Raw genomic sequence first — 24,590 nt, 5'->3', positions numbered from 1 at the left:
ACACAGCCAGGCCCGAGCCCGCCGCTCCCACTACAAACGTCGAGGGCACAACCCCCAGATGCGGTTGCAGTACTAGGTCCTGTCGTCAAACTCCCGCCGTCCGCCCGGAGGACGGGCCTCACGCCCGCTGCGGAGCAGCTGATGTCGCTGTAGGTGCGTGCTGTCGGCGTGCCGGGCCCTGGCCCTCGTACTGGACGTACGTGGGCCGGGGCCCGGTGTGACGAGTGGGGGTACCCCCTCTGGGGGAGCGTGCATGGCGTCGCGGGGCTGGGGGCACCTCCCGGCCGAAGGCTGGGGGAGGGAGTTTGACGACAGGGCCTAGAACAGGGCCGCGCCCCGCTCGAACTCCAGGAGCCGGCGTTTGCGGTCCAGGCCGCCGCCGTAGCCGGTGAGGTCGCCGCCCGCGCCGATGACACGGTGGCAGGGGACGATGATGCCGACCGGGTTCTTTCCGTTGGCGAGGCCGACCGCGCGGGAGGCCTTGGGATTGCCCAGGGCGTCGGCGAGCTCGCCGTAGGAGCGGGTCTCGCCGTACGGGATGCGGGTCAGCTGGTGCCATACATCGCGCTGGAACGCGGTTCCGTCCAGGCGGAGTTCGAGGGTGAAGTCCGTCAACTCGCCCGCGAAGTAGGCCGAGAGCTGCTCCTCGGCCTCGGCGAAGGGCGGGTCGGCGGGGCTGCCGGGACTGCCGAAGGACTCCTCCGGCGGGCGGTGGCGTTGGCCCTCCATGTACAGGCCGCACAGCACGCCGTCGTCGGCGACGAGGGTGAGGGGGCCGTAGGGGCTCGCGATGACCGTGTGCTGCTTCATGGCGGGTCGGATGTCCTTACACGGGGAGGAAGTTGATCGGGTGGCTGTCGGTCGCCCACAGGTACTGCACCGCGTACGCCCGCCAGGGCCGCCAGGCCTCGGCGCGGGCGGTGAGCGCGGCCGGGGTCGAGGGCAGGCCCGACTCCCCTGCGGCGCGCCGGATCCCGAGGTCGGTGGGGAGGAAGGCGTCGGGGTCGCCGAGGGCGCGCATCGCGATGACGTCGACCGTCCAGGGCCCGAAGCCGGGCAGGGCGAGGAGGCGGGCGCGGGCCTCGGGCCAGTCGGACTCGACGCCCAAGTGGAGGGTCCCGTCGGCGAGTTGACGGACGAGGGTGGTGAAGGTGGTGCGCCGGGTGCGGGGCATGGCCAGGGTCTCGGGGTCGACGTCGGCGAGGGCCTCGGCGGACGGGAAGAGGTGGGTCAGTCCGCCCTCGGGATCGTCCAGGGGTTTGCCGTGCGCGGTGACCAGACGGGCCGCGTGGGTGCGGGCGGCGGCCGTGGACACCTGCTGGCCGAGGACGGCGCGGACGGCGAACTCGGCCTCGTCGACCGTACGCGGCACCCGGCGGCCCGGTGCCTTGTCGACCAGCGGCGCGAGGAACGGGTCCGTGCGCAGCTGGTCGTCCACGGCGACCGGGTCGGCGTCCAGGTCGAGCAGCCGCCGGCAGCGGCTGATCGCCACGGTCAGATCGCGCAGGTCGCTCAGGGTGAGCCGGCAGGCGATGTGGTCGGGGCGCGGGGCGAGGGACACGATCCCGTGGCCGTACGGCAGCCGCAGCGTGCGCCGGTAGGCGCCGTCCCGCCACTCCTCGACGCCGGGTACGGCGGTGGCGGCGAGGTGGCCGAAGAGGTTGTCGGGGTTGAGCGGGGCGCGGAACGGCAGCCGCAGGGAGAGGGTGCCGGGGGCGGACGCCGGGCCGCTGGTGCGGGGCGCCCTCGCGCGCAGCTCGCTCGGGGACAGGGCGAAGACCTCGCGGACGGTGCCGTTGAACGTGCGGATGGAGGAGAAACCGGCCGCGAAGGCGATCTCCGCCATGGGCAGCGCGCTGGTCTCGATGAGCAGCCGCGCGGTCTGGGCGCGCTGGGCGCGGGCGAGCGCGAGGGGGCCGGCGCCCAGCTCGGCGAAGAGCTGGCGCTCGACCTGGCGGGTGCTGTAGCCGAGCCGGGCGGCGAGTCCGGGCACGCCCTCGCGGTCCACGACGCCGTCGGCGATCAGCCGCATGGCCCGGGCCACCAGGTCGGCGCGCTGGTTCCATTCCGGCGAGCCGGGGCTGGTGTCGGGGCGGCAGCGCTTGCAGGCCCGGAAACCGGCCTGCTGGCAGGCGGCCGCGCTCGGGTAGAACGTCATGTTCTCCGGCTTGGGCGGGACGACGGGGCAGCTGGGCCGGCAGTAGATCCGCGTGGTCAGGACAGCCGTGAAGAACCACCCGTCGAACCGCGCGTCCTTGGACCGCACGGCACGCACGCAGTGCTCCCGGTCGAGGTGCGTCGCTGTCTGCATGCCTCAAGGATCGGACACGGGGTGCGACGATCGCTGGCGGGAATCCGACATCAGCGTGCGCGGGCCTGCGGGGGTGCGAGTTCCACCGTGGGGTCCTGGGCGCGGCTCTGCTGCCGGAAGGCGGCGATCCACTCGGCGGTGTGCCGAAGTCCGCCGAACGTGTAGAAGTGCAGCTTCACCGTGCCGTGCCGCGCGGGGTCGTAACGCTGGGCGAGCGCGTGCAGGAAGCGGTCGGGGCCGGTCGTGCCCACGAGGTTGGTCAGCGAGAAGCCGTACTTGCGGGCGACCGAGGCGCTGGTCGCGACGCCGAAGCGGGTGGCGTGGCCGAGCAGCCGGCGTACGCCCGCGGGGCCGGGCACGCCGATACGGACGGGCAGGCCGATGCCCCGGGCGCGGGCGGCCTCCAGCCAGTCGAGGACGGGGTCGACGTCGAAGCCGAACTGGGTGATGACGTCGCCGCCGAACCGCTGTGCCCCGATGACCGCGGCCTTGTCGGTGAGCGCCGACCAGAGCGTGCCGTCGGCTATCGCGGGGTGGCCTTCCGGGTAGCCGCTGATGCCGATGTGGCGGACGCCGTGGCGCTGGAGCAGGCCGGTGCGCAGGACGGCGAGGGCGTCGTCGTAGGGGCCCTCGGGGCGGGCGGGGTCGCCGCCGACGACGAAGACGTTCTCGGCCGTGCCGTCCTCGGCCAGGGCGGACAGGAACTCCTCCAGGGCGGCGCGGGAGGGCAGGCGGCGGGCGGAGATGTGCGGCACGGGGACGAAGCCGAGCCGCTTCACCGCGCGGGCGGCCGCCAGCCGCATGCCGAGGTCCTCCCCGGCGAGGAAGGTGATGTTGATCCGGGTGCCCCGCGGGATGCTGTCGCACGCCTCCTGGAGCCGGGGCACGTCCTTGCCGGTCATCTCCAGCGAGAAGTCCTCCAGCAGGGCGTCACCGACCACCGGGACGGTGGTGCGAGCGGGGGTCATCGTGCTCCTCGTGCTCCTTGTACGGCTGTGGTCCTGACCTCGGGCGATGATGTCACGGCGGGGACGGGGAGCCCGGGGCGGGGCGGCGATGCCGGGCGTTGTCAGTGGTGTCTGCTCTACTCGGGTGTGCCGGCCGGAAGGGAAACCGCGGGGCCGGGGAGCCGGGAGAGCCGGCGTGGCCGAGACGACTGGGGGACCGATGGGCGTGCTGACCGATTACTTCCGTGCGGCGGACGCCGCCTCGGTCGTGAAGGTGCTGGAGCGTACGGACGGCGGTTCGCCTGTCCTCCCCCGGCCGGGCGTCTTCGACGGGGTCGAGGCCAAGCGCCTGGATCCGGTCCTCGTCCTGGGAGAGCTGATCGCCGCGATCCGCGGGGTTCCCTGGTCGGTGGACATCGTCTCGGAGACATGTGTGTGGCCGGCCACCCCGGCTCCGGGTCCGGACGGACCGGCGAACGACGACGATCCCTGGGCCACCGGACCGTGGGTGACCGAGCTCGGCACCGACGTCCGGGACACCCTCACGGCCGTGCCCGACGCGGAGGTGCCCGCCGCGGTCGCGCGGTGGGCCGAGTGCGAGGAGCTGCGCGGAACCGAGGCCGAGGACATACGGCCGCTGGCCGAGGAACTGATCCAGCTCGCCCGGCGGGCCCACGAGGCCGACGAGCGGCTGTACTGCTGGATGTGCTTGTGAGCCGATGAGCCTGTGAGTCTGTGGGCCGGGGCAGCTACGGCCCCGCCACGACAGCCGTAGCGCTCACCGGGAAGGCTGCGGCCCCTCGCGGCCGTACTGCCGGGCAGGCTTCCCCAGCCACCGCCGGGGCCCGGGGGTCCCGGGCGGTCACGGCGCCGGGTTCAGTGGATCGTCGACCACGCCCGCCACGTGGCCCGCCTCGGCGGCCGGGGCGAGGGCGGGGTCGAGGCCGGCGGCGGCGGTCGTGAGGGCGGTGAGGGCCGGGACCAGACCGGCGCGCTGGGCCGCGGGCAGGCGCTCGACCAGGGAGCGGATCTCCGCGCGGCGGTGGCTCAGCACCCGGTCCACCAGTTCCTCGCCGGCCGGGGTCAGCCGCAGGACGACCTCGCGGCGGTTGTCCGGGTTGACCCGCCGGTCGGTGAGGCCGAGGCCCTCCAGGCGCTCGGCCATGCGCAGGGCGGTGGACGGGGTGACGCCCAGGGTCGCCGCCATCTCGGCCAGTTTGATCGGGCCGTCGGCCGGGACGGGGTCACCGGCCCGGGCGAGGCGCCCACCAGGACAGCGCCGCCCGCCAGGGCAAGGCGCCCGCCAGGGCACAGGTTTTGGACCGGTGAGATGCGCCGTCTTTGGCTCTGGTGAGCGGACCACGGCCCGGGAAAGGTGAGTACTCGACGGGTGCGCGCAGAGCTCACGGACTACGCACCGGACTTCGACTACGGCGACTGAGCCGGCAGCAGAGGACCGAGCGGCGGAACAACTCCCAGGCGTTGGCCCGGACTTGTCTTCGATCCACGACAAGTCCGGCCGATCGCCCGGGTCTCGCGCACCCGCCACCGCCCCCGGTGTCATCGCCGAAGGCTCGCGTTTCCCGGCGGCATCCCGCGCGCGGCGGCCGTGTGCTCAGCGGCGGGGCCGGGTGAGCTGGGCGGTGAGGAGGTGGGCGTCGAGCAGGCCGACGTCGGCGGTGCGGGCCGCGCGGGCGTATCCGGCCAGCATGCGCTTGGTGAGCGTGACCGCTTCCGCAGGGCGGCGCATCAGCGGCCGTACCCAGGCGTCGATGACCGTGTCCAGTTCCTCGCGCGGCACGGCCTTGTGCAGCAGGCCGAGCCGGTGCGCGGTGGCCGCGTCGAACGTGTCGCAGGTGAGCATGAGTTCACGGATCCGTGCCGCGCCCGCCTCGGCGATCAGCCGGCCCATGGCGCCGCCCCAGGCGGGCGGCAGGCCGATGCCGATCTCGGGCATGCGGAAGCGGCAGTCGTCCGCCCCGGCGCGCAGGTCGCAGTAGGAGGCGAGGGCGAGTCCGGCGCCGATGACCTTGCCGTGCAGCCGCGCGATGGTGACGGCATGGGTGTTCTCCAGTGCCTCGCACACCCGGTGGGCCTTGTCGGCGATGCGGCGCAGGGTGGCGCCGGTGGGGTCGCCGGCCAGGGCCGCCTGGTACTCGGTGCGGTCCGCGCCGAGGCAGAAGTCCTCGCCGTCCGCCGTCAGGAGCAGCACCCGGACGTCCGGCCGTTCGTGCAGTCCGTCGAGGAGGGCGAGGAGTTCGTCCAGGGCGGCGACGGTGAGTGTGCTGTCCTCCGCGGTCGCGCCGAGCCGGACCGTCACAACGGGGCCGGCCGAGTCGGTGCGCAGCGCGGTGGCGGGCAGGGGGTCGTAGAGGCCGGTGGTTTCGGTCATGACAGGGCGACATCCAGGTCGAGCAGGCGGCGGAAAGCCACGCGCGGGGCCCACGTCGGCCGTCGTACGAGGGTGAGACGCGGGAAGCGCATGACCAGCTGGCGGAGGAGGGTCTGGGCCTCCAGGCGGGCCAGGGGCGCGCCGAGGCAGTAGTGAATGCCACCGCTGAAGGCGAGGTGGGCCGGTTTGCGGTGCAGGTTGAACAGCTCGGGGTCCTCGTTCCTGGCCGGGTCGCGGTGGGCGGCGCCGACCAGGAGGTGGACCATCTCGCCCTCGTGCACCTCGACGTCGCCGAGGACGCCGTCGCGGGAGGCGACACGGCTGATCACATGGGTGGGCGGGTCGTAGCGCAACGTTTCTTCGACGGCGGCGGGCACCAGGTCGGGCTGGACGAGCAGCCGGTACCACTGCCGGGGGTGTTCCAGGAGCAGCAGGGTCATGGTGGACAACAGCGTGGAGGTGGTCTCCAGGGCGGCCAGAAGCACGAACAGGGCGAGGAAGTAGACGGCTTCGTCGGCCTTGTCGCGGTCGGGCTCCATGGTGTCCCAGACCTCGATCCAGCGGGAGACCGGGTCGTCGCCCGGCGCCGCACGGCGCGCGCGGACCACGTCCATGAAATACGTGCGCAGTTCCGCGGTGGCCGCGTCGGAGAGCGCCAACTGGGAGGCGGAGGGGAGGAGTTCCTGGGTGAAGACCTGGTCGTGGGTCAGCTCGCGCAGCCGCGGGAAGTCGGCGGTGGGCAGCCCGAGCCAGTGCCCGATGGTGGCGACCGGCAGTTCCTCGCTCACCAGCTCGTTGAAGTCGGCGGTCTCGCCGTCGCGCAGCCGCTCCGCCAGGGCGTCGAGTAAACGGCCGGTGAACCGGCCCACGGGGTCCCGCAGTTGTTCCAGGGAGCCGCGGTCGAACATGCCGGCCGAGCGGCGCACCCAGGTGTGCTCCGGGGGGTTGAGCGCGGGCAGGGTCCGGCTCATCTCCCGCGAGGAGGGCGCCGTCCAGCGGGTGCCGTCGCCCTGCCGCTCGCGCCAGCCGCTGTCCGGCTCCAGCCACTCCCGGCTGCGCAGCACCTGGTCACAGACGTCGAAGCCGGTGACGAGGTGCCCGCCCCAGGGTGCGGCGGCCACCTCGCCCCGCGAGCGCAGTTCGGCGTAGATCGGGAACGGGTTGGCCTGGCCCTTCGCCGTCCGCAGACGGGAGAAGAGCGAGACGGCGAAGCGTCTGTCGGCTGGTGAGGTTCCGGCTGGCGAGGTTGTCGCAGTCTCCACGACGGCCCTTTCTCGATCTAGGCATCAGCCGCCATGCATACCCTCCGCTTGACGCGTACATACAAGCTTGACGATTGAACGAGAGTTGCCTTCGTCACTCTCCCCTGGTCCATGCCAGGAACCGGCTGAACAGGCCGGGCTTGGGCTTCGACGCGCCCGGCACGCTGTGCGCCATCGACCGGGAGGCGGCCGCGGCCGGGACGGCGGGGGCGGCCGGCTGCGGTTCCGTTTGCTGCGCCTGTGCCGGCGCGACGGCGCGCGGGGTGAACCGGACCGGCAGCGCCACCAGGGAGCGGCTCCATGGCGCCGGCACCCAGCTCAGGTCCTTGAAGGGGGCCCGGACCTCGATGTCGGGAAGCCGGTTGAGCAGGGATTCTACGGCCGTCACGGCGATCACGAACGCCGGGTCCTTGGCGGGGCAGGCGTGCGGCCCGGCTCCGAAGGCCAGATGGGCCTTGGCGCTGAGCTGCTCGCGATGCTCGGCCAGCCGGGGGTCGGTGTTCGCGGCGGCGAAGGAGATGAGCACCGGATCGTTGGCCTTGACGACGCGTCCGCCGAGCTCCACGTCGTGCGTCGCGTAGTGAGCCGCGTAGTTGGCGATCGGCGCGTAGTTCCACAGCACCTGGTTGACCGCGTCCTCGACCGGCAGGTCCGCCTGCCAGTCCTCGCCCAGCATGAGCGCGCTGGTCGTGCCGATGACCGCGGACAGCGGGGTGGTGCCGCCGGACAGCAGCGTCACGAGCTGGTGCAGCACCTCCTCGTCGGTCAGCTGTGCCGAGTGCTGCATCAGACGCGTCGTCAGGTCTTCGCCCGGCTGGCGCCGTTTGCGGGCGATCAGCTCGCCCAGCGCCTCGGCCAGCACCTGGTCGGCACCCGGCGTACCGGAGAAGATGCCGCTGATGCCGGTGATGACCCGGTCGCCGATCTCGGGCGGGCAGCCGAACAGGTCGCTGAAGACCAGCAGCGGCAGCGGCTGGGCGTACTCGGCCATCAGCTCGGCCTGGCCGAGCCGTTCGGAGCTGAACCGGCTGATCAGATAGTCGGCGGACGCCTGTGTCTGCCGTACCAGCTGCAGCTCGTTGACGGTGGCGAGGCTGTCGGTGACGGCCTGGCGCAGCCGGGCGTGCGCGGCGCCGTCGCTGAACAGGGCGTTGGGCCGGTAGCCCAGCATCGGCAGCGCCGGGCTGTCCTCGGGGACCCGGCCCTCGTTCAGCGCGTTCCAGCGCCGCGAGTCCCGGACGAACGACGCCGGGTTCTGCAGGATGTACAGAGCGGCGTCGTAGCTGGTGACCAGCTCGACCTCCACCCCCGGCGCGATGTCGACGGGGGCGCTCGGGCCGAGCGTGCGCAGATAGGCGTACACCGCGTCGGGATCGGAGCCGAACTGCGGGCCGTAGAGCTGGGTGTTGCCGTGCGCGGGGCAGCCGGGGGGTGGCCCTTGTATGCCGGGTCGCTGGTGCATGGAGGGTGGCTCCTAGTCGATGAGGGACAGAAGGTGGCGCACGAGGGTGATGAGGGCGTGCGCCGAGGACTGCTCGTCGCGTACGTCGCAGGGGACGACGGGCGTGTCCGCGGACAGGTTGAGCGCCTCCCGTACCTCCGCGAGCGGGTAACCGGGCGTCCCGTCGAAGTGGTTGACGCCGATGGCGTACGTCAGTCCGAACCGCTCGACCAGGTCGAGGATGGGGAAGGACTCGTCGAGCCGCTCGGGGTCGACGAGGACCAGCGCGCCGAGGGCGCCCCGGGACAGCTCCTCCCACATCTCCTTGAAGCGTTCCTGTCCGGGCGTGCCGAACATGTACAGGACCACTTCGTCGGAGATGGTGAGGCGGCCGAAGTCCATGGCGACCGTGGTGGTGGTCTTGTCGGGGGTGCCCGACAGATCGTCGAAGCCCTCGCTGGCCTCGGTGATCTCCTCCTCGGTCCGCAGCGGCTCGATCTCGGAGATGCTTCCGATGCACGTGGTCTTCCCGACCCCGAAGTGCCCCACCACGAGGACTTTCACCGCGGTGCGGACACCTGAATCCAGGTACACGAATCACGCTCCGAATCGGGCTTTGAGGCCGTCGAGCACGGCGCTGAGCACTTCTCGGTCGACACGCTCGGCGCGGGGAACGGGCTTGCGCGCGACGATCAGACCGTTGTCCTCCATCTGCGCGAGGAGGATCCGGACGATCCCCAGCGGCAGACGGGTGTGGGCGGCGACCTCGGCCACCGAGAGAAAACCGTCCTTGACCAGGTCCAGGACCTGCCGGGCCTCCGGGGAGAGGGTGCGCGCCGAGGCGACGGCGTCCTCGCTCGCGGAGACCAGGGCCGTCCGCTCGTAGGCGTGCTCCGGGGGCAGGGAACGGCCGTTGGTGATGACGAAGAGCGGGACTAACGCCGAGGTCAGCTCCAGTTCCTCGTCCGGCTCGCCGGTCATGCGCGGCTCGCCTCCCCACGCGGTGCCAGGTCCCGGCTCAGGTGCGGTACGACCTGATGGAGACGCGTGGTGAACTCCTCGATGTCGGCGTCGTGCTGGGCCGCGGCGGCCAGGAAGGCGCCGTGACCGGCCGAGATCAGGAAGATCCAGCCGTGCTGGAACTCGATGACCGTCTGGCGCCAGTGCGCCTCCTTGAGCGGCCCGGCGAACTGCGCGGTGGCACGGCTGTAGGCGTGGATGCCGGTCATCGCCGCCGAGATGGTGTCCGCGAGGTCCTGGCTCATGCCCGTGGTCGCGCCGCGCGGCAGGCCGTCGGCGCCCAGCAGTACGGCGTGCCGGGCACCGCGCACCTGGCCGATCACCTCGTCGAGGTCGGCGATCGGGATCCCGGTGCCCCGCCCCGCCTGCGCCTGCGCGCGGGGCTGTCCGGTGCGCTCCCCGGCGTCCTCGGCGTGCACCCGGGGCGGCGAGGTGAGGTTGTTGCCGAGCCGGGCGACGAGGCGGTGCATGCGGAAGGAGATCTGCTGCATGTCGACGTCGGGCGCGGCGGCCGCCGCCAGATAGGCCCCCTGCCCGGCGCCGATGAGGAAGATCCAGCCGTGCGAGAACTCGATGATCGTCTGGTTCCACTCCCGGTCCTCGCCGGGACCGGCGAAGTGGGACGTGGCCCGGCTGAGCGACTGCATGCCCGCCATGGCGGCGGAGATCGTCCGTACGTCCTTGGCGTCCATGCCCTCGGTCGAACCGCGCGGCAGGCCGTCCGCGGACAGCAGGACCGCGTGGCGTGCCCTGGGCACATTGGCCACGATGTCCTCAAGCATCCACGACAGGTCCTCGATCATGCCTCATCGGACCCTTCGGACGGGGCCGCGGCGAGGTTACGGCCCGAGAGCGTGCCGCGCTGGAAGGCACCCAGGCTGCGCCCGGCCGCACGCCCGGCCTCCTCCGCCGCGGCGGGCGGCACGGTGAGCGAGGTGGTGGCCTCGTCGTGGTCGGGGACGCTGGCGATGGGCACCTGACGGGCGCCGCGCCGGGGCAGACCGTGCTTGGTGCGCGTGACGGGTTCGGGCCGGCCGACGGTGCCGCGGACACCGGTCTCCTGCGCATCCACGACCGGAGCGGCCTCCTCCTCGGTCCACAGCTCTTCCGGCAGCAGGACGACCGCGCGCACGCCGCCGTAGCGGGAGACACCGGTGACGTCCACCCGGAAGCCGTACTGCTGCGCGAGCAGGCCGATCACCGGGAAGCCGAACTTCGGCTGGTTGCCCAGCTGCGACAGGCGGGGGCGGTAGTCACCGGAGAGCAGGTCGGTGGCCTTCTGCCGCTCCTCGTCGTTCATGCCGACACCGGCGTCGTCGATGACGATGCACAGGTTCTTCTGCACCCGCTGGAACGTCACCTCGATCGGCGAGCCCGTCTGCGAGAAACTCGCGGCGTTGTCCAGCAGTTCGGCGACGGCGAGCGCCACCGGCGAGACGGTGGACGCCTTCAGCGCGAAGCCCGTCTGCTGCATGATCTCGACGCGCCGGAAGTTACGGATCTGCCCCTGCGCGCTGCGTACCACGTCGTACACGCTCGCGGGACGGTTACGACGGCCCAGCGGCGCACCGCACATCACCGCGATGCCCTGCGCCTTGCGCGCCATCTGCGCGTTGGCGTGGCTGACTTCGAGCAGGTCGCCCAGCACCGAGTGGCCGCCGTACTTGCGCTGGATCTCCTCCAGCAGCGCCAACTGCTCGGCCGCGAGGCTCTGCAGGAAGCGGGCTGAGCCCTTGAGGACGGCCTTGGTGCTGTCCTCGGCCGCCTCCTCGGCTTCCTGGATGCTCTTGGCATGCTCGGTCCGGTGCTGGTGCAACTCCGCTCGTAAAGCGGCGACTTGGGCGTCGGCCTCGCTCAGTCTCTGGGTGAGGGCAGCCTCGGCGCGGGCCTTCTTCGCCGCGATGGCCTTGTTGCGACGACTGAGGGCCACGGCCACGACGAGCGTGATCGCCGTCACGGCAACCAGGCACCACACAAGTACGTCTCGAATCATGGAAACCTTTCCTGGCGGGTAGCCTGCGGCCGCTGGCGGACGGGCACCGGGGAGCCGGTGGCACGACCAACCGGGCACGACTCGGCCGCGGTTGCGAAGAACCGGGCTGAGAGCGTTTTCCGCGGCGCCTGAGCCGAGGGGACCAAGGTCACAGACGCGGGGATGCTATCACTCACTTAGGTGAACCTGTGCACCGCGGAGACACCCCAACAGCCCTGCTCCACAGGCGGATTGTGACGTGGGGATGACGCCCGGGAATCCGTTCCGGAAATATGCCGGTTGACAGGGTCAGCGAAGCTGCGCGGCGAACGCCTCGTACGCGCGCTCGTCGAAGAGGACGAACCGCACCTCTTCGACCGCTGTCGGTGTGCTGCGCACCGTCTCCACCGCGATCCGGGCCGCATCGTCCATCGGCCACCGGTACACGCCGGTGGAGATCGCCGGGAACGCGACCGTGCGGGCACCCAGCTCGTCGGCCACGCGCAGCGACTCCCGGTAGCAGGAGGCGAGCGGCGCCGGATCGCTTCCCGAGGCCTGGTACACCGGGCCCACCGTGTGGATGACCCAGCGGGCGTCGAGGTCGCCCGCCGTGGTGGCGACCGCCTGGCCCGTGGGCAGGCCTTTGCCGTACCGGGAGGCGCGCAGGGCCCGGCACTCCGCGAGGATCGCGGGACCGCCGCTGCGGTGGATGGCGCCGTCCACTCCGCCGCCGCCGAGCAGCGAGGAATTGGCGGCGTTGACGATCGCGTCGGCGCTCTGCCGGGTGATGTCGCCCTGGACGAGGGTGATGGTGGTCATGTCTGTCTCAGTCTCCGCCATACGGCCTTGGCCGCGTTGTGCCCCGACATGCCGTGCACACCGGGTCCCGGAGGGGTGGCCGAGGAGCAGATGAAGACGGCCGGATGAGGCGTGTGGTACGGGTACAGGGACAGTCTGGGGCGCAGCAGCAGCTGAAGCCCGGAGGCCGCGCCGCAGGCGATGTCGCCGCCGACGTAGTTGGCGTTGTGGGCGGCCAGCTCGGCGGGGCCGGCGGTGGCGCGGGCGAGCACGCGGTCGCGGAACCCGGGGGCGAAGCGCTCCAGTTGGCGTTCCATGGCGTCGGTGAGGTCACCGGACCAGCCGCCCGGGACATGGCCGTACGCCCAGAAGACCTGCTTGCCCTCGGGCGCGCGGGTGGGGTCGACGATGCCGGGCTGCACGGTGATCATGAACGGCCGGTCGGGGGCGCGGCCCTCGCGCGAGGCGGCGCGCAGCGCGGTGCCGATCTCGGCCTGGCTCGCGCCGAGCTGCACGGTGGTGGCGACGCGGGCCTCGGGCGCGGTCCAGGGCACCGGGCCGTCCAGCGCGTAGTCGATCTTGAAGACGCTGGGGCCGTACCGGTAGCGCGCATACGTGTCACCGAAGCCGGCGATGCGGGCGAGCGCGGTGGGCGAGGTGTCGAAGACGTACGCGCGCGCGGGGGGCAGGTCGTCCAGGCGCTTGACCTCGTAGTCGGTGTGCACCGCGCCGCCGAGGTCGGTGAGATACGCGGCGAGGGCGTCGGAGATCGCCTGGGAGCCGCCGCGTGGCACCGGCCAGCCGCGGGCGTGTGCGGCCAGCGCGAAGACCAGGCCGATGGCACCGGTGGCCAGACCGTCCAGCGGCGACATCACATGCGCGACCAGGCCCGCGAACAGGGCCTTGGCCCGCTCGTCCTTGAAGCGGCGCATCAGCCACGTGGACGGGGGCAGGCCGGCCAGTCCGAAGCGGGCCAGGGTGAGGGGGTCGCGCGGGAGCGCGGTCAGGGGCAGGGACATGAAGTCCCGTACGAGGGTGTCCCAGTGGGCGAGGAACGGCTCGACCAGTCTGCGGTACGCCCCCGCGTCGCGCGGTCCGAAGGAGGCGGCCGTCTCGGCGACCGACCTCGACAGCACGGCCGCGCTGCCGTCGGGGAAGGGATGCGCCATCGGTAGCTCGGAGTGCAGCCACTGCAGTCCGTAGCGCTCCAGGGGAAGGGCGCGGAACGCCGGTGAGTTGATCCCGAGGGGGTGGGCCGCCGAGCACGGGTCGTGCCGGAAGCCCGGGAGGGTCAGCTCCTCGGTGCGGGCGCCGCCGCCGACGGTGGACTTCGCCTCGAACAGGGCCACGGAGAAGCCCCGGCGGGCCAGCTCCACGGCAGCGGTCAGCCCGTTCGGCCCCGCACCCACCACGACCGCATCGAGCATCGACGGCACCTTCGGACCCCTTCGTCAGCCGATGGCCACTGAGGATCAGGATATGCCGGGGGACCGGCATTCCCTGGGGGCGGGGGCCGGGGGAGGCCGGGGCGGAGGCCGGGGCGAGCCGGGACGGAGGCCGGGGCGAGCCGGGACGGAGGCCGGGGCGAGCCGGGACGGAGGCCGGCCGAGCCGGGCCCCTGCGCCGGAATCAGGCCGGTGTGCGCAGCAGGCCGGCGATCCGTTCGGCCGTCGCCGTGTCGCGGGCCGCGGTGAAGGGCAGGGCGTTGGCGCCGGTGACGCGGAACGGGATGCCGGTGCGGGTGAGGTGGGTGCCGCCCGCCTCCTCGACGAGGAGCAGTCCGGCCGCGTGGTCCCAGGCGGCCTCCCAGGAGAACGCGACGGCGTCCAACTCGCCCCGGGCGATGGCGAGATACTCCAGGCCCGCGGAGCCGCACGGGCGGGGCGCGATCCCCTCGGTCCACAGGCCGCGCAGGGCGCGCTTCTGCTCGTCGGTGGTGTAGTCCGGGTGGGACGTGGCGACGACGAGGTCCCGGCCGGGCTCGGGCGTGCCCGCGAAGAGCCGCTCGCCGTCGAGGAAGGCACCCCGGCCGCGGACCGCGGTGGCCATCCGGCCGCGCGCCGCGGCATAGGTCCAGGAGGCGATGACGACGCCCCGGTGGGCGAGCGCGACCAGCGTGCAGAACCCGTCGTCGCCGTGCACGAACTGGCGGGTGCCGTCGACCGGGTCGACGATCCAGACCGGCGCGTCGCCCTGGAGCGCCTCGTACGTCGCCGGGTCGGCGTGCACGGCCTCCTCGCCGACCACGACCGAGCCGGGCAGCAGGGCGCCGAGCGCCTCGGTGAGCCGCTTCTCCGCGAGCCGGTCGGCGTCCGTCACCAGGTCGTGCGGGCCGCTCTTCTGGTCGACCTCGTCCTCGGCGAGGCGGCGGAAGCGGGGCAGGATCTCGGCCGCGGCGGCGTCGCGCACCGCCTCCTCCACGTCGGCCGAGCGGCGGGTGAGAAACTCTTCGATGGTTTCCGTCTCTTCGAGCATGCGTCCATGAGAACATGCCCCACTGACAATCCCCGCCCGCCCGGTGCACACCGGGTGGAATCGGGATGAAGAGCAGGGGCTGCGCATGGTCAGCGGCCCACCGCGTACCCCTGCATCCCGCGTGGGTTCGCCGCCGCCGACAGCACGCCGGTCTCCGGGTCGCGGGCCACCGCGCACAGCCGGCCCTCGGACCAGGCGGGGCCGACGGTGACGTCGTGGCCGCGGCGCCGCAGTTCCTCGATCACCCCGGCGTCCGTGCCGGACTCCACGGTCACACTCCCGGGGCGCCGCCCGCGCGGGTGGAAGGAGCTGGGGAAGCTGTCGTTGTGCCAGTTCGGGGCGTCGACGGCGCCCTGCAGGTCGAGGCCGCCGCGGACGGGGGCGCGCAGCGTGGCGGCGAGGAGGAAGTGCAGCTGCCACTGGTCCTGCTGGTCTCCGCCCGGGGTGCCGAACGCCATGACCGGCACGCCGTCGCGCAGCGCGAGGGACGGGGTGAGGGTGGTGCGGGGGCGCCGGCCCGGGGTGAGCGAGTTCGGCAGGCCCTCCTCCAGCCAGGCCATCTGCAGGCGCGTGCCGAGCGGGAAGCCGAGCTCGGGCACGACCGGGTTGGACTGCAGCCAGCCGCCGCTCGGCGTGGCCGCGATCATGTTGCCCCAGCGGTCGACGACGTCCAGGTGGCAGGTGTCGCCGCGGGTCATGCCGTCGGCGGCGACCTGCGGCTCCCCGGGGAACACGGCGACGGTCGGCTCCCCCGCGCCCATCGGGTCGAACCCGCGCTCACCGGTCTCCACGCGCGCGCGTGCCTGCGCGGGCAGCCGCGGGGTGCGTCCGCCGGGGCTGCCGGGCCGCAGTTCGTGGGAGGCCTCGGCGCCGACCAGGGCGCGCCGGCCGGTGTTGTAGTCGTCCGACAGCAGCTCGGCGAGCGGCACGTCTGCGGCGTCGCCGTACCAGGCCTCGCGGTCGGCCATGGCGAGCTTGCAGTTCTCGATCAGGAGATGGACGTAGCCGGCGGAGCCGTACGGCGGCAACTCGTCCGGGAGCAGGGCGAGTTGCTGAAGGAGGACCGGGCCCTGGCTCCACGGCCCGGCCTTGCACACGGTCCAGCCGTGCCAGTCGTACGTCACCGGGGTCTCGTAGCTCGCCGACCAGCCGGCGAGGTCGGCCTCCGTGAGCGTGCCGGTGTGGTGTGCGCCGCTGGTGTCCAGGGCGGGCCGCCGGGACTGGCGCAGCAGGGCCTCGGCGATGAAGCCGGAGCGCCACACCGCGCGCGCGGCGTCGATCCGCGCCTCCCGGTCCCCCGCGCCGGCGGTCTCGGCGAGCAGCCGCTTCCAGGTGGCGGCGAGGGCGGGGTTGCGGAAGAGTTCACCCGGCCGGGGGGACATGCCGCCGGGCAGATACACCTCGGCCGACGACGTCCACTCCGTCTCGAACAGCCGCCGTACGCTCTCCACGGTCGCACCGAGCTTCTCCACGGGCGCGTGCCCGTGTTCGGCGTATCCGACGGCGTACTTCAGGACGTCGTCGAGGGACTTGGTGCCGTGGTCGCGCAACAGCAGCATCCAGGCGTCGAAGGCGCCGGGCACGGCGGCGGCGAGCGGTCCGGTGCCGGGGACGAGGTCCAGTCCGAGCCCCCGGTAGTGGGTGACGGTGGCGCCGGCCGGGGCCACGCCCTGCCCGCACAGCACGCGCACGTCGCTGCCGGCCGGGGCGAGCAGGATCGGCACCTCACCGGCCGGCCCGTTGAGGTGCGGCTCCACCACGTGCAGCACGAACGCCCCGGCCACGGCGGCGTCGAAGGCGTTGCCGCCGTCCTCCAGGACCGCCATCGCCGACTGCGAGGCCAGCCAGTGGGTGGAGGACACCATGCCGAAGGTGCCCTGCAGGGTGGGCCTGGTGGTGAACACGGGGGGTGCCTCCTCGGTTCGGGTACGTCTCCCGGGTGATCGTAGGAGCGTGATCACCGCCCGGGGAACACGGCGGCGGGCCGGGCCGTTGATCTCGTGCGGGAAGCGGGAGGACGGAGGCCCGGACGGTGACGGTGCACGGTGAGTACAAGGTGCCCGGCGGCAAGCTCGTCGTCGTGGACGTGGCGGCCGAGGACGGCGTGCTGCGGCACGTGCGCGTGGCGGGCGACTTCTTCCTGGAGCCGGACGAGGCGCTGGACGCCGTGAACCGCGCGCTGGAGGGCGCCCCGGCCGACACCGACGCGGCGGGGCTGGCCGCGCGGATCGACGCCGCGCTGCCCGAGGGGACCGCCATGTACGGCCTGACCTCGGAGGGCGTCGGCATCGCGGTGCGCCGGGCGCTCGCGCACGCCACGGACTGGACGGACTACGACTGGCAGCTGATCCACGAGCGCCCGCAGCCGCCCGCGCTGCACATGGCGCTGGACGAGGTGCTGACCGCCGAGGTCGCCGCGGGCCGTCGCCCGCCGACGCTCAGAGTGTGGGAGTGGGGCGCCCCCGCGGTGATCATCGGCAGCTTCCAGTCGCTGCGCAACGAGGTGGACCCCGAGGGCGCCGCGCGGCACGGCATCGAGGTGGTGCGGCGGATCTCCGGCGGCGGCGCGATGTTCGTCGAACCGGGCAACACGATCACCTACTCGCTGTCGGTCCCCGACTCCCTCGTACAGGGTCTGTCCTTCCAGGACAGCTACGCCTATCTGGACGACTGGGTGCTCGGTGCCCTCGGCGACATGGGCATCCTGGCCTGGTACCAGCCGCTGAACGACATCGCGACCGACCAGGGCAAGATCGCGGGCGCGGCGCAGAAGCGGATGGTCGGCCCGGACGGCGGCCCGGGGGCCGTGCTGCACCACGTGACCATGTCGTACGACATCGACGCCGACAAGATGCTCGACGTGCTGCGCATCGGCCGGGAGAAGCTGTCGGACAAGGGGACGCGGAGCGCGAAGAAGCGGGTTGATCCGCTGCGCCGGCAGACCGGGCTGCCGCGCGAGGCGGTCATCGACCGGATGATCGAGTCGTTCCGCGCGCGGTACGGCCTGGCGCAGGGCAAGATCACGGACGAGGAGCTGGCGCGGGCCGAGGAGCTGGCGCGGACCAAGTTCTCCTCCGGGGAGTGGACGGCCCGGGTGCCGTAGCGGCGGCCCGGCCGGAGGCACTGGTTCAGCAGCGGGTCAAGAACTGCTCTCCCCTGGACCAAACGGTCGTATGAGTTCCGTGTACGTCGGCTCCGGCACCCCGACATAGCCGGATTTGCCCCGTTGACCGCTGGCTAACGTGGTCGAGCCCGACAGCCATGCGAGTCCACGGGGAAGAGGTGACGGCGGTGGGGGCGCCGATACGTTCACGGCTGCACGATTTCCTGGAACCGGGTCCGGCGGGGGGTGGCCTTCCGCAGCAGGCTCCCGAGCCGCGCCGTTCCGCGTTGCTGGATCTGGTGGACGCCGCGCCGCCGGCACGGTCGGCCACGGACGACCGCCCGGGCCCGAAGCCCGGCGTGCCCGCGTACCACACGCCGGTGTGTGTGCCGGCGCATCCGAGGTCCGTCGCCGGGACGGGCAGGGACGGCCGCCCCGCGCGCGTTCCCTTCGTCGTCGTCGAGCTCTTCGATCACCCCGCGCACGGCACCGTGGCTTTCGCTTTCAGCACCCCGCGGAAGCTGGTGGAGGCCCTCGGCGAGGCCCAGCCCTGGGTCGCCGCCTCGCTCGGCCCGCTGACGGAGGGGGTGGCCGAGCAGGGCGTCACCGTGCTGCTGGACCCGCGGCTGACACCCGAGGCCTCCCACTGGCACCCCGCGGACCTGGCCGCCTACGCACGGGAGGTGCGCGGATAATGGCCGACTTCAAGGCGGTCTACGACGATCTCGCCACGATGGCGAAGACGTTCCACGACCAGGCCGGCGACTACCGCAAGCTGCACCCGGACGTGGCACCGCCCGTGGTCAGCGGCGGCGATCCCGGCCTGGACGCAGCGATCAAGGAAGTCGCCGACCTCATCGTCGCCCTGCACATCGGCATGGCCGACCGGATGGACGACCACGGGGACAAGGTCGCGTACGCGCGCGACTCCTTCCACCGGCACGACGTGGACGTCCACGGTGTCTTCGAGGACCTGATGAAGGGCGAGGGCTGATGGGGGACAGCTGGGTCGGCGGCGACATCGGCGGGCTGCACACGATGGCCCAGACGTACAAGAACGCCAAGGACAAACTGGACGGCGTGGTGAAGCCGCTCAGCGGCGCCGTCGAGAAGCTGGTCGGCGACGCGAGCTGGCAGGGCGACGCGGCCCAGTCCTTCCGCGCGAGGTGGAGCGAGGACGCGCTGGCCGCCGGTGGCTTCGCCGAGCTGGTGCACGCGGCCGGCGAGATCATCGAAACGCTCGCGAACGCGCTGTCCACGTGTGAGTCGTCCCTGCAGAACGCGCAGCACACCGCGGCCGGCAAGGGAGTGGCGACGGACCCCACGGGCGCGCCGGTGCCGATCATGACGGCGAGTCCCCCGAGCGCGGCCGACCAGAAGGCCATCTCCGCGATGAACGACTACGCCACGGCGCGCAACGAGATCCTGCACACCGCCCAGCACGCGCGTCTGGTGGCGGCGCAGCAGTTGCAGGGGCTGTACGACAAGGTGACGGCGAAGGACGACTCGGTGTCGCAGGGCGACAAGGTCACCCTGTACGACGCGCTGCGCGGCCTGTACGCGTACGACGCCGAGGACGCCCGGGCGGGCGGCATCGAGGCCCGCAAGCACCTCGACGACGCCAAGGCCGAGGCACAGGACGCCAAGAAGGCGATGCGCGCCGAGCGCAAGGCGTACCAGAAGGCGGGCGAGGCGCTGCCCAAGGACGCGCCCGCCAAGAGCGCGTACCGCGACGCGGTCACCAAGGTCGACGCGCTGGAGGAGGACATCGCCCGCGCCGACAACGGCAGCACCGCGCTGCCGTACGACCGTGCCCTGAACGTCAAGCTGGCCGATGCGGCGGACGCGCTGCGCCTGGGCAAGGGGCTGGAGGCGCTGCCGGACGCCTTGCGGGAGCTGCCGGTCCTGGACGTCGCCGCGGCGGCGGCCTGCGGTCTGATCGAGGCGAAGGACGACCACGACAAGGGCTGGTCCTGGCAGCACTCCGTCGTCGTGGACGGCGGTGTCGCGCTCGGCGGCCTGGCCGCCGGTGCGGCGATCACCGCGGCCCTGCCGGTCGAGGGTGCCGTCGCGGTCGCCGCGGTCGGGGTCGGTGCGGTGATCGTCTCGACGTCCGTCCTCGATCACGCCTTCCACGAGCACTGGAGCGAGGACATTCACGACCACGGGGTGGTCGGTGGCGTGCTGACCGGGTCGGGGCACGTCGCCTCCGAGACCTACGACGACGGAAAGCGACTGGTGAAGGACGTCTGGCATGGCATCACGAGCATCTTCTGAGGCGCCCGCCCCCGGGTTCTCCGTCCCCATCCCCGCTCTGCCGAAGCTGGGCCGGACGTGGTACCGGCGCGGGGCGCTCTACTGGCTGTGCCGCGCCCGTACGACGGTCTTCCTGATCCTCGTCATGGCCATGTTCTGCTTCTTCGCGCTGAGCCTGTACGCGGGGGTCCGTGACCTGCTGCCCTCCACCGCGCGCGTCGTGTGGGACGGCGTGCAGGTCGCCGCGTCCGTCGTGACCCTGGTGTGGGGCTGGGTGACGCAGCGCCGGGGCCACCGGGAGGCGCTGCTGGATCCGCCCACTCCGGAACAGACCCGCCAGGCCAAACGCGACCACAACAGGCGCGTCCCGGGCCGCATCGCCATGGGCCGCGGACTCGTGGTGCTCGCCGCTCCGGTCATGCCGGCGTTCGCCGCGTACATCGTCGGCTGGCTGGCCGCCTGGACCACCGTCCGGGAATACCCGAGCGAGGTCGGCGCCCGCCGCTGGCTCCAGGAGCACGCCGGCGGAACATGACCCGGACCGACACCCCCACCGGCATCCCGTCCCTGCCGGGGCTCGGCACCACCTGGTACGAGCGCGGGGCACGCTACTGGCTGCGTCGTGCTTTCAGCACCCTGTTCCTGCTCGCCGTGCCGGCCTTCTTCTGCTACATCGCGCTGAGGCTCTGTCAGGGCGCCCCGCGCAGCGACATGCCGCCGGGTGTGCGCCGGGTCTGGGACGTGACGATGGTGATCGCCTCCTGCGCGACCTTCGCCCGGGGGTGGGTCGGACAACGCCGGGCGCTGCGCAGACAGTTGCTGGATCCGCCCACGCCCGACGCGTTCCTGGCGGCCAAGCGCGCCGAGGCGGGCCGTGCCCGGTACTGGTCTCGCGCGTGCCTCATCCCGTTGCTGCTCGCGGCGCCGGTCCTGCCCGCGGTCGCCGCGTGGTGCGTGGGCCGGCTCCTGGCCGTGCTCACTGTCCGCGCGTACCCGAGCGAGGTCGGCGCGCGCCGCTGGATGGAGGTACATAAGGGGCAGATCCGTACGGGATGAACGCGCTGCCGTGACCGCCCGGGTACAGAGAGCGTTGGCACTTCCGCCCCACAGACAGTCGTGTGACACTGACGTCCCACGTCCACCATGCGGACTCCCTCCGCACCCCTCCCCCACGAGAAGTGCGCCGTGCGTTCTCTTCCTCTGCCGCTCGCCCTCACCGCGCGGATCTCACCGGTCGCCGTGCTCGCCTGTGCCGGCTGGGCGCTGACGTCCGGTCCGGCCGCGCCGACCGCCGCCGACGGCTCCCCGGCGGGCCAGAAGGCGCCGGCCCAGTCCTCCGCCGCCACGTCCGACCCGTCGTCCTCCGCCGGACCGAAGCGGTACGCCACCGCGCCCGCGCCCTGCACGAGCGTGCCCGCGGCCACGGTCACGGCGCTGGTGCCCGGGGCGAACACGGCGGGCAAGGAGATCCCGTCGACGGACACCACGCTGCGGCGCACGTGCTCCTGGAACGCGCTGAAGGGGTACTCCTACCGGTGGCTCGACGTGTCGTTCGAGATCGGTGAGTCGGAGCAGGCGGCGAAGCAGGAGTACCAGCAGCGGGTGACCGAGAAGAGCGGCGGCGGGGCGGTGCCGGGGCTCGGCGACAGCGCCTACTCCGTCGTGAACCTCACCACCGAGGACAAGCAGCAGACCCGTGAGGGCGTGGTGATGGTGCGGGCCTCCAACGCTCTGGTGATCGTCACCTACAACGGCAGCGACTTCGACACCAAGAAGGCCCCCGGTACGGACGAGATCAACCAGGGCGCCATCAAGGCGGCCCGAGCCGCGGCCGGCGCACTCGGGGGCGGACAGGGCTGAGCCCGACCGGGCCGACGGCCCGGTGGCCCCCGTACCATCTTCGGCCAGGGCTTCGGCTACGGCTCCGGTTCCGGCTCCTGTTCGACGCCGTGGACCACGAAGCAGATCCGGGGGCCGAGTTCGACGCGGTCGCCGTTGCGCAGGCGGGCGGAGCCGTCCGGGCCGAGGACCCGGTCGTTGACGCGGGTGCCGTTGGTGGCGCCCTGCGCGACCTCGCTCACCCAGGCCGCCCCGTCCGCGGTGTGCACGACGGTCGCGTGCCGGGCCGACACCGTCTCCTCGTCGGCCAGCAGCGCCGACGCCTCGGTGGCCCATGTGCCGCTGCGCCCGAGCCTGAGCTCCCGGCCGCGTGGCACGTCAAGGTGCCGGCCGCCGCGGAACACCAGCCGCAGGACACCGCCCGCCAGCCGCTCCGGCCGCCGTCCCGGTGCGGCGACCGGGGTCCGGCATACGGGGCACGCGCGCATGCCGTCGGGGACCACCGCGCGACACCCTTGGCACCGCCGGCCGGCGGACGGTGGGGCAACGGGTGGCTGGGGGGGCTCAGGGGGCGGCCTGACGCCGGTCTCGATTTCATCCCAGTCGCGATCGAGCGCCGGCCCCTCGGACTCCCCCAGCCGCTCGCCGGCCTCCCCCTCGTCGACGCCCTCCCAGCCCTCCCGCTCCCCGCTCTCCCCCGGCCTCTCGGCTCCCCCTTCCTCGACGCCCTCCCACTCCTCGTCGTCACCCCAGTCCCGTACCTCCGTCAAGGGCCTCTCCCTTCTTCAGGACCACCGTCGTGTCCACTCGCCCGCTGTCGGCCTCCCGGACGTCGGTCACCACGACCGTGCTGCCCGGGCCGAGGTCGGACGCGCAGAAGAGTTCGCGGGCGAGGGGGTTGATCAGATGGGTTTCCAGGACCATGCCGATGCCGCGGCCGCCGTTCCACTTGTCGCGGGTGCAGTGGTCCAGGAGAGCGCTGCGGGCCTTGTCCTCGATCTTCAGCACCAGTCGGTGGCCCTGGGCCAACTGCCGCTGGATGTTGCGGACCTGGAGGTCGAAGATCTGCTCGGCGACCTCGTCCGAGATGAAGTCGAAGACGACGACGTTGCCGCCGATGCGGTTCATCAGCTCGGGCCGGCCGATGACCAGGTCGAAGTGCTTCTTGACGTTGTCCTTGACCGTGGCCTCCAACTCCTTGTACGGCGTGCCGGGTTCGACGATCCACTCGCGTTCCTTGGTCTTCGGGTCCGTGCGCTGCACCCCGAGGTTGGAGGTGAAGATGAGCACGCACTCGCTGAAGTAGGTCGTGACGCCCTGCCCGTCGGTGAGCCTGCCGTCCTCCAGCACCTGCAGGAACTTGTCGAGGATCCCCTTGTCGGCCTTCTCGATCTCGTCGAAGAGGATGACGCGGAAGGGGTTCTCCCGTACGGCGGAGGTCAGTTCGCCGCCCGCCTCGTAACCGACGTAGCCGGGCGGTGCGCCGACGAGCCGGTCGGCGGAGTGCGCGGCGGAGAACTCGCTCATGTCGAAGCGGAGATACGCCTGGTCGCTGTCGAAGAGCACGGAGGCCACGGCCTTCGCCAGTTCCGTCTTGCCGGTTCCGGTCGGCCCGGCGAAGAACAGCACACCGCGCGGCCGGTGCCCGGGGTTGGTCGCCTGCGCCCCGGACAGCCCCAGCGCGGCCCGCTTGAGGATGTCCAGGGTCATCGCGACGGCCGCTTCCTGCCCCAGCACCCGGCGGGGGATGGACCGCTCGTCGCCGGGGTCCTCGCCGCGCAGGATGCGCCGGCGGATCTCGTCGCGGCTCCAGGGGTTCTTCTCCACGCCGAGCCGGTAGATCCGTACGGCGTCGGGCATGGCGGTGAACGGCAGGCCGCGGGAGCGGGCGAGTTTCACGCTCTCCTCCATGGCGCGCAGACTCAGGCCGGCGGCCGCCCGGGCGAACGCGCCGACCGCCCGGGCCGTCGCCTCGCCGTCCGTACCGGAGGGCGGAGTCGGGACGCCGCGGGTGCCGCGTCCCGGATAACGCTCGTAGCGTTCGTGCAGGAGGCGGGCCATCGTGGTGCGCTCGTCCGCGTCCGGCTCCGGTACGGCGACCGCGCGGATCCGCTCGCTGCCGGCGATCAGCCAGCCGGGCACGTCCCGCTCGCCCTCGGCGAGCCAGATCACCGGGTTGAACAGGCCCGGTCCGTCGGGCGCGAGACCGGTGCCGGGCCGGGGCGGCAACGGCCTTGCCTCGTGGGCGAGTTTGAGGCAGCCGAGGAAGAAGTCCCGTTCGTCGGTGGCCGGCCGGGACGGGTCGACGAGGAGACGGGAGGCGTGGTCGATCACCAGGACGACCCGCAGCGGGCGGAGCCGGCGGCCGTCGCGCAGCGTCTCCTCGCGCTGCCGGGCCCAGCCGCTCGTGATGTCCCGCAGCTGCTCCAGCACCGCCTGGCGCCCGGCCGGCCCCTGACCGGGGAACTCGCACGGCCGCTGGAGCAGTTCCTCCACGGCCGCCTGGGCCGCGCCCTCGCCGACCTGCGCGACCCGGAAGCCGCTGACCTGGTCGCACAGCACCAGCGCCTCGTAGCCCTTCTCCCGCAGCGGGTTCCACAGCACGTCGAGCAGTTTGTGGAAGCGGTCCTGGCCACGACGGCGCACCAGGTGCAGATCCCGGATGTTTCCGTGCAGGATGTACTGCGCGTGCACACCGAGCGTTCCGACCAGCTCCTCCGCGAAGGGCGGGAGCCGGTCTTCCTTGGACAGGTCCATCGTTCCTCCCCGATGCG

Annotated in this window: 25 protein-coding genes; 8 read left to right on the top strand and 17 right to left on the bottom strand. The window is 72.6% G+C overall.

The features are described from left to right. Nucleotides 1–318 precede the first annotated feature (318 nt). The 3 genes from LE548_RS38060 to LE548_RS38050 are packed head-to-tail and all read right to left on the bottom strand — an operon-like array spanning nucleotide 319 to nucleotide 3,279. Nucleotides 319–810 (bottom strand): methylated-DNA--[protein]-cysteine S-methyltransferase, encoded by a 492-nt coding sequence (locus tag LE548_RS38060; protein ID WP_225101624.1) that lies wholly within the window; start codon nucleotides 808–810, stop codon nucleotides 319–321. Between the two features lie 16 nt (nucleotides 811–826). After that, the gene (locus LE548_RS38055; protein ID WP_225101623.1) at nucleotides 827–2,311 is read right to left on the bottom strand and encodes an AlkA N-terminal domain-containing protein; all 1,485 of its coding nucleotides are present in this window, start codon (nucleotides 2,309–2,311) and stop codon (nucleotides 827–829) included. Nucleotides 2,312–2,361: 50 nt separating this feature from the next. Next, on the bottom strand, nucleotides 2,362–3,279 hold the full coding sequence (locus tag LE548_RS38050) for a methylenetetrahydrofolate reductase (RefSeq protein WP_225101622.1): 918 nt from the start codon (nucleotides 3,277–3,279) through the stop codon (nucleotides 2,362–2,364). A 175-nt stretch (nucleotides 3,280–3,454) separates the two neighbouring features. Between LE548_RS38050 and LE548_RS38045 the strand changes: the two genes are divergently transcribed. After that, nucleotides 3,455–3,973 (top strand): hypothetical protein, encoded by a 519-nt coding sequence (locus LE548_RS38045; RefSeq protein ID WP_225101621.1) that lies wholly within the window; start codon nucleotides 3,455–3,457, stop codon nucleotides 3,971–3,973. A 147-nt stretch (nucleotides 3,974–4,120) separates the two neighbouring features. Here LE548_RS38045 and LE548_RS46745 read toward each other — a convergent pair whose 3' ends face one another. The 12 genes from LE548_RS46745 to LE548_RS37985 form a co-directional block, all read right to left on the bottom strand. Next, a complete protein-coding gene (locus LE548_RS46745) occupies nucleotides 4,121–4,465 on the bottom strand; it encodes a MarR family winged helix-turn-helix transcriptional regulator (protein WP_374116227.1) in 345 nt (114 codons plus the stop codon). Between the two features lie 408 nt (nucleotides 4,466–4,873). Then, a complete protein-coding gene (locus LE548_RS38035) occupies nucleotides 4,874–5,650 on the bottom strand; it encodes an enoyl-CoA hydratase/isomerase family protein (RefSeq protein ID WP_225101620.1) in 777 nt (258 codons plus the stop codon). Beyond that, nucleotides 5,647–6,912 (bottom strand): cytochrome P450, encoded by a 1,266-nt coding sequence (locus LE548_RS38030; protein ID WP_225101619.1) that lies wholly within the window; start codon nucleotides 6,910–6,912, stop codon nucleotides 5,647–5,649. The genes LE548_RS38035 and LE548_RS38030 overlap by 4 nt, the downstream gene beginning before the upstream one ends. A gap of 94 nt (nucleotides 6,913–7,006) precedes the next feature. After that, nucleotides 7,007–8,374 carry a cytochrome P450 gene (locus LE548_RS38025; RefSeq protein ID WP_225101618.1) on the bottom strand — a complete coding sequence of 456 codons (1,368 nt, stop codon included), beginning with the start codon at nucleotides 8,372–8,374 and terminating at the stop codon, nucleotides 7,007–7,009. A 12-nt stretch (nucleotides 8,375–8,386) separates the two neighbouring features. After that, the gene (locus LE548_RS38020; protein WP_225101617.1) at nucleotides 8,387–8,947 is read right to left on the bottom strand and encodes an ATP/GTP-binding protein; all 561 of its coding nucleotides are present in this window, start codon (nucleotides 8,945–8,947) and stop codon (nucleotides 8,387–8,389) included. 3 nt (nucleotides 8,948–8,950) lie between these two features. Continuing rightward, the gene (locus LE548_RS38015) at nucleotides 8,951–9,334 is read right to left on the bottom strand and encodes a DUF742 domain-containing protein (protein WP_225101616.1); all 384 of its coding nucleotides are present in this window, start codon (nucleotides 9,332–9,334) and stop codon (nucleotides 8,951–8,953) included. After that, nucleotides 9,331–10,176: a roadblock/LC7 domain-containing protein gene (locus LE548_RS38010; RefSeq protein ID WP_225101615.1), complete on the bottom strand. Its 846-nt coding sequence runs from the start codon at nucleotides 10,174–10,176 to the stop codon at nucleotides 9,331–9,333. Before LE548_RS38010 ends, LE548_RS38015 begins: the two co-directional genes overlap by 4 nt. Then, the gene (locus LE548_RS38005; RefSeq protein WP_225101614.1) at nucleotides 10,173–11,366 is read right to left on the bottom strand and encodes an ATP-binding protein; all 1,194 of its coding nucleotides are present in this window, start codon (nucleotides 11,364–11,366) and stop codon (nucleotides 10,173–10,175) included. Before LE548_RS38005 ends, LE548_RS38010 begins: the two co-directional genes overlap by 4 nt. A 288-nt stretch (nucleotides 11,367–11,654) precedes the next feature. Next, nucleotides 11,655–12,164 carry an O-acetyl-ADP-ribose deacetylase gene (locus LE548_RS38000; protein WP_225101613.1) on the bottom strand — a complete coding sequence of 170 codons (510 nt, stop codon included), beginning with the start codon at nucleotides 12,162–12,164 and terminating at the stop codon, nucleotides 11,655–11,657. Next, complete coding sequence (locus tag LE548_RS37995; protein ID WP_225101612.1) at nucleotides 12,161–13,579, bottom strand: NAD(P)/FAD-dependent oxidoreductase; 1,419 nt, start codon at nucleotides 13,577–13,579, stop codon at nucleotides 12,161–12,163. The genes LE548_RS38000 and LE548_RS37995 overlap by 4 nt, the downstream gene beginning before the upstream one ends. Nucleotides 13,580–13,772: 193 nt before the next feature. Next, nucleotides 13,773–14,618: an inositol monophosphatase family protein gene (locus LE548_RS37990; protein ID WP_225101611.1), complete on the bottom strand. Its 846-nt coding sequence runs from the start codon at nucleotides 14,616–14,618 to the stop codon at nucleotides 13,773–13,775. An 89-nt stretch (nucleotides 14,619–14,707) separates the two neighbouring features. Next, nucleotides 14,708–16,522, bottom strand: a complete 1,815-nt coding sequence (locus tag LE548_RS37985) for a gamma-glutamyltransferase family protein (RefSeq protein ID WP_225101610.1) — start codon at nucleotides 16,520–16,522, stop codon at nucleotides 14,708–14,710. 134 nt (nucleotides 16,523–16,656) lie between these two features. Here LE548_RS37985 and LE548_RS37980 point away from each other — a divergent pair, with 134 nt between their 5' ends. The 7 genes from LE548_RS37980 to LE548_RS37950 all read left to right on the top strand — a co-directional run bounded on the left by LE548_RS37980 (nucleotide 16,657) and on the right by LE548_RS37950 (nucleotide 21,837). Then, entirely contained in the window at nucleotides 16,657–17,721 is a 1,065-nt protein-coding gene (locus LE548_RS37980) for a biotin/lipoate A/B protein ligase family protein (RefSeq protein ID WP_225101625.1), read from the top strand. 188 nt (nucleotides 17,722–17,909) lie between these two features. Continuing rightward, nucleotides 17,910–18,416: an SAV_915 family protein gene (locus LE548_RS37975; protein ID WP_225101609.1), complete on the top strand. Its 507-nt coding sequence runs from the start codon at nucleotides 17,910–17,912 to the stop codon at nucleotides 18,414–18,416. Continuing rightward, on the top strand, nucleotides 18,416–18,715 hold the full coding sequence (locus tag LE548_RS37970; RefSeq protein WP_225101608.1) for a DUF6317 family protein: 300 nt from the start codon (nucleotides 18,416–18,418) through the stop codon (nucleotides 18,713–18,715). The genes LE548_RS37975 and LE548_RS37970 overlap by 1 nt, the downstream gene beginning before the upstream one ends. After that, nucleotides 18,715–19,998 (top strand): WXG100 family type VII secretion target, encoded by a 1,284-nt coding sequence (locus tag LE548_RS37965; RefSeq protein WP_225101607.1) that lies wholly within the window; start codon nucleotides 18,715–18,717, stop codon nucleotides 19,996–19,998. Before LE548_RS37970 ends, LE548_RS37965 begins: the two co-directional genes overlap by 1 nt. Continuing rightward, the gene (locus LE548_RS37960) at nucleotides 19,976–20,512 is read left to right on the top strand and encodes a hypothetical protein (RefSeq protein ID WP_225101606.1); all 537 of its coding nucleotides are present in this window, start codon (nucleotides 19,976–19,978) and stop codon (nucleotides 20,510–20,512) included. Before LE548_RS37965 ends, LE548_RS37960 begins: the two co-directional genes overlap by 23 nt. Then, a complete protein-coding gene (locus tag LE548_RS37955) occupies nucleotides 20,509–21,033 on the top strand; it encodes a hypothetical protein (RefSeq protein WP_225101605.1) in 525 nt (174 codons plus the stop codon). The genes LE548_RS37960 and LE548_RS37955 overlap by 4 nt, the downstream gene beginning before the upstream one ends. 129 nt (nucleotides 21,034–21,162) lie before the next feature. Beyond that, on the top strand, nucleotides 21,163–21,837 hold the full coding sequence (locus LE548_RS37950; protein ID WP_225101604.1) for a hypothetical protein: 675 nt from the start codon (nucleotides 21,163–21,165) through the stop codon (nucleotides 21,835–21,837). 56 nt (nucleotides 21,838–21,893) lie between these two features. Here the strand turns inward: LE548_RS37950 and LE548_RS37945 are convergent, their stop codons facing one another. Both LE548_RS37945 and LE548_RS37940 read right to left on the bottom strand, forming a co-directional pair. Next, nucleotides 21,894–22,586 carry an FHA domain-containing protein gene (locus LE548_RS37945; protein ID WP_225101603.1) on the bottom strand — a complete coding sequence of 231 codons (693 nt, stop codon included), beginning with the start codon at nucleotides 22,584–22,586 and terminating at the stop codon, nucleotides 21,894–21,896. Then, nucleotides 22,561–24,573 (bottom strand): AAA family ATPase, encoded by a 2,013-nt coding sequence (locus LE548_RS37940; RefSeq protein WP_225101602.1) that lies wholly within the window; start codon nucleotides 24,571–24,573, stop codon nucleotides 22,561–22,563. The genes LE548_RS37945 and LE548_RS37940 overlap by 26 nt, the downstream gene beginning before the upstream one ends. Nucleotides 24,574–24,590: the final 17 nt, after the last annotated feature.

Origin of the sequence: Streptomyces sp. CoH27, assembly GCF_020181035.1 — a bacterium.
GTDB classification, from domain to species: domain Bacteria; phylum Actinomycetota; class Actinomycetes; order Streptomycetales; family Streptomycetaceae; genus Streptomyces; species Streptomyces camelliae.
This window is presented reverse-complemented; position numbering and strand designations above follow the sequence as displayed.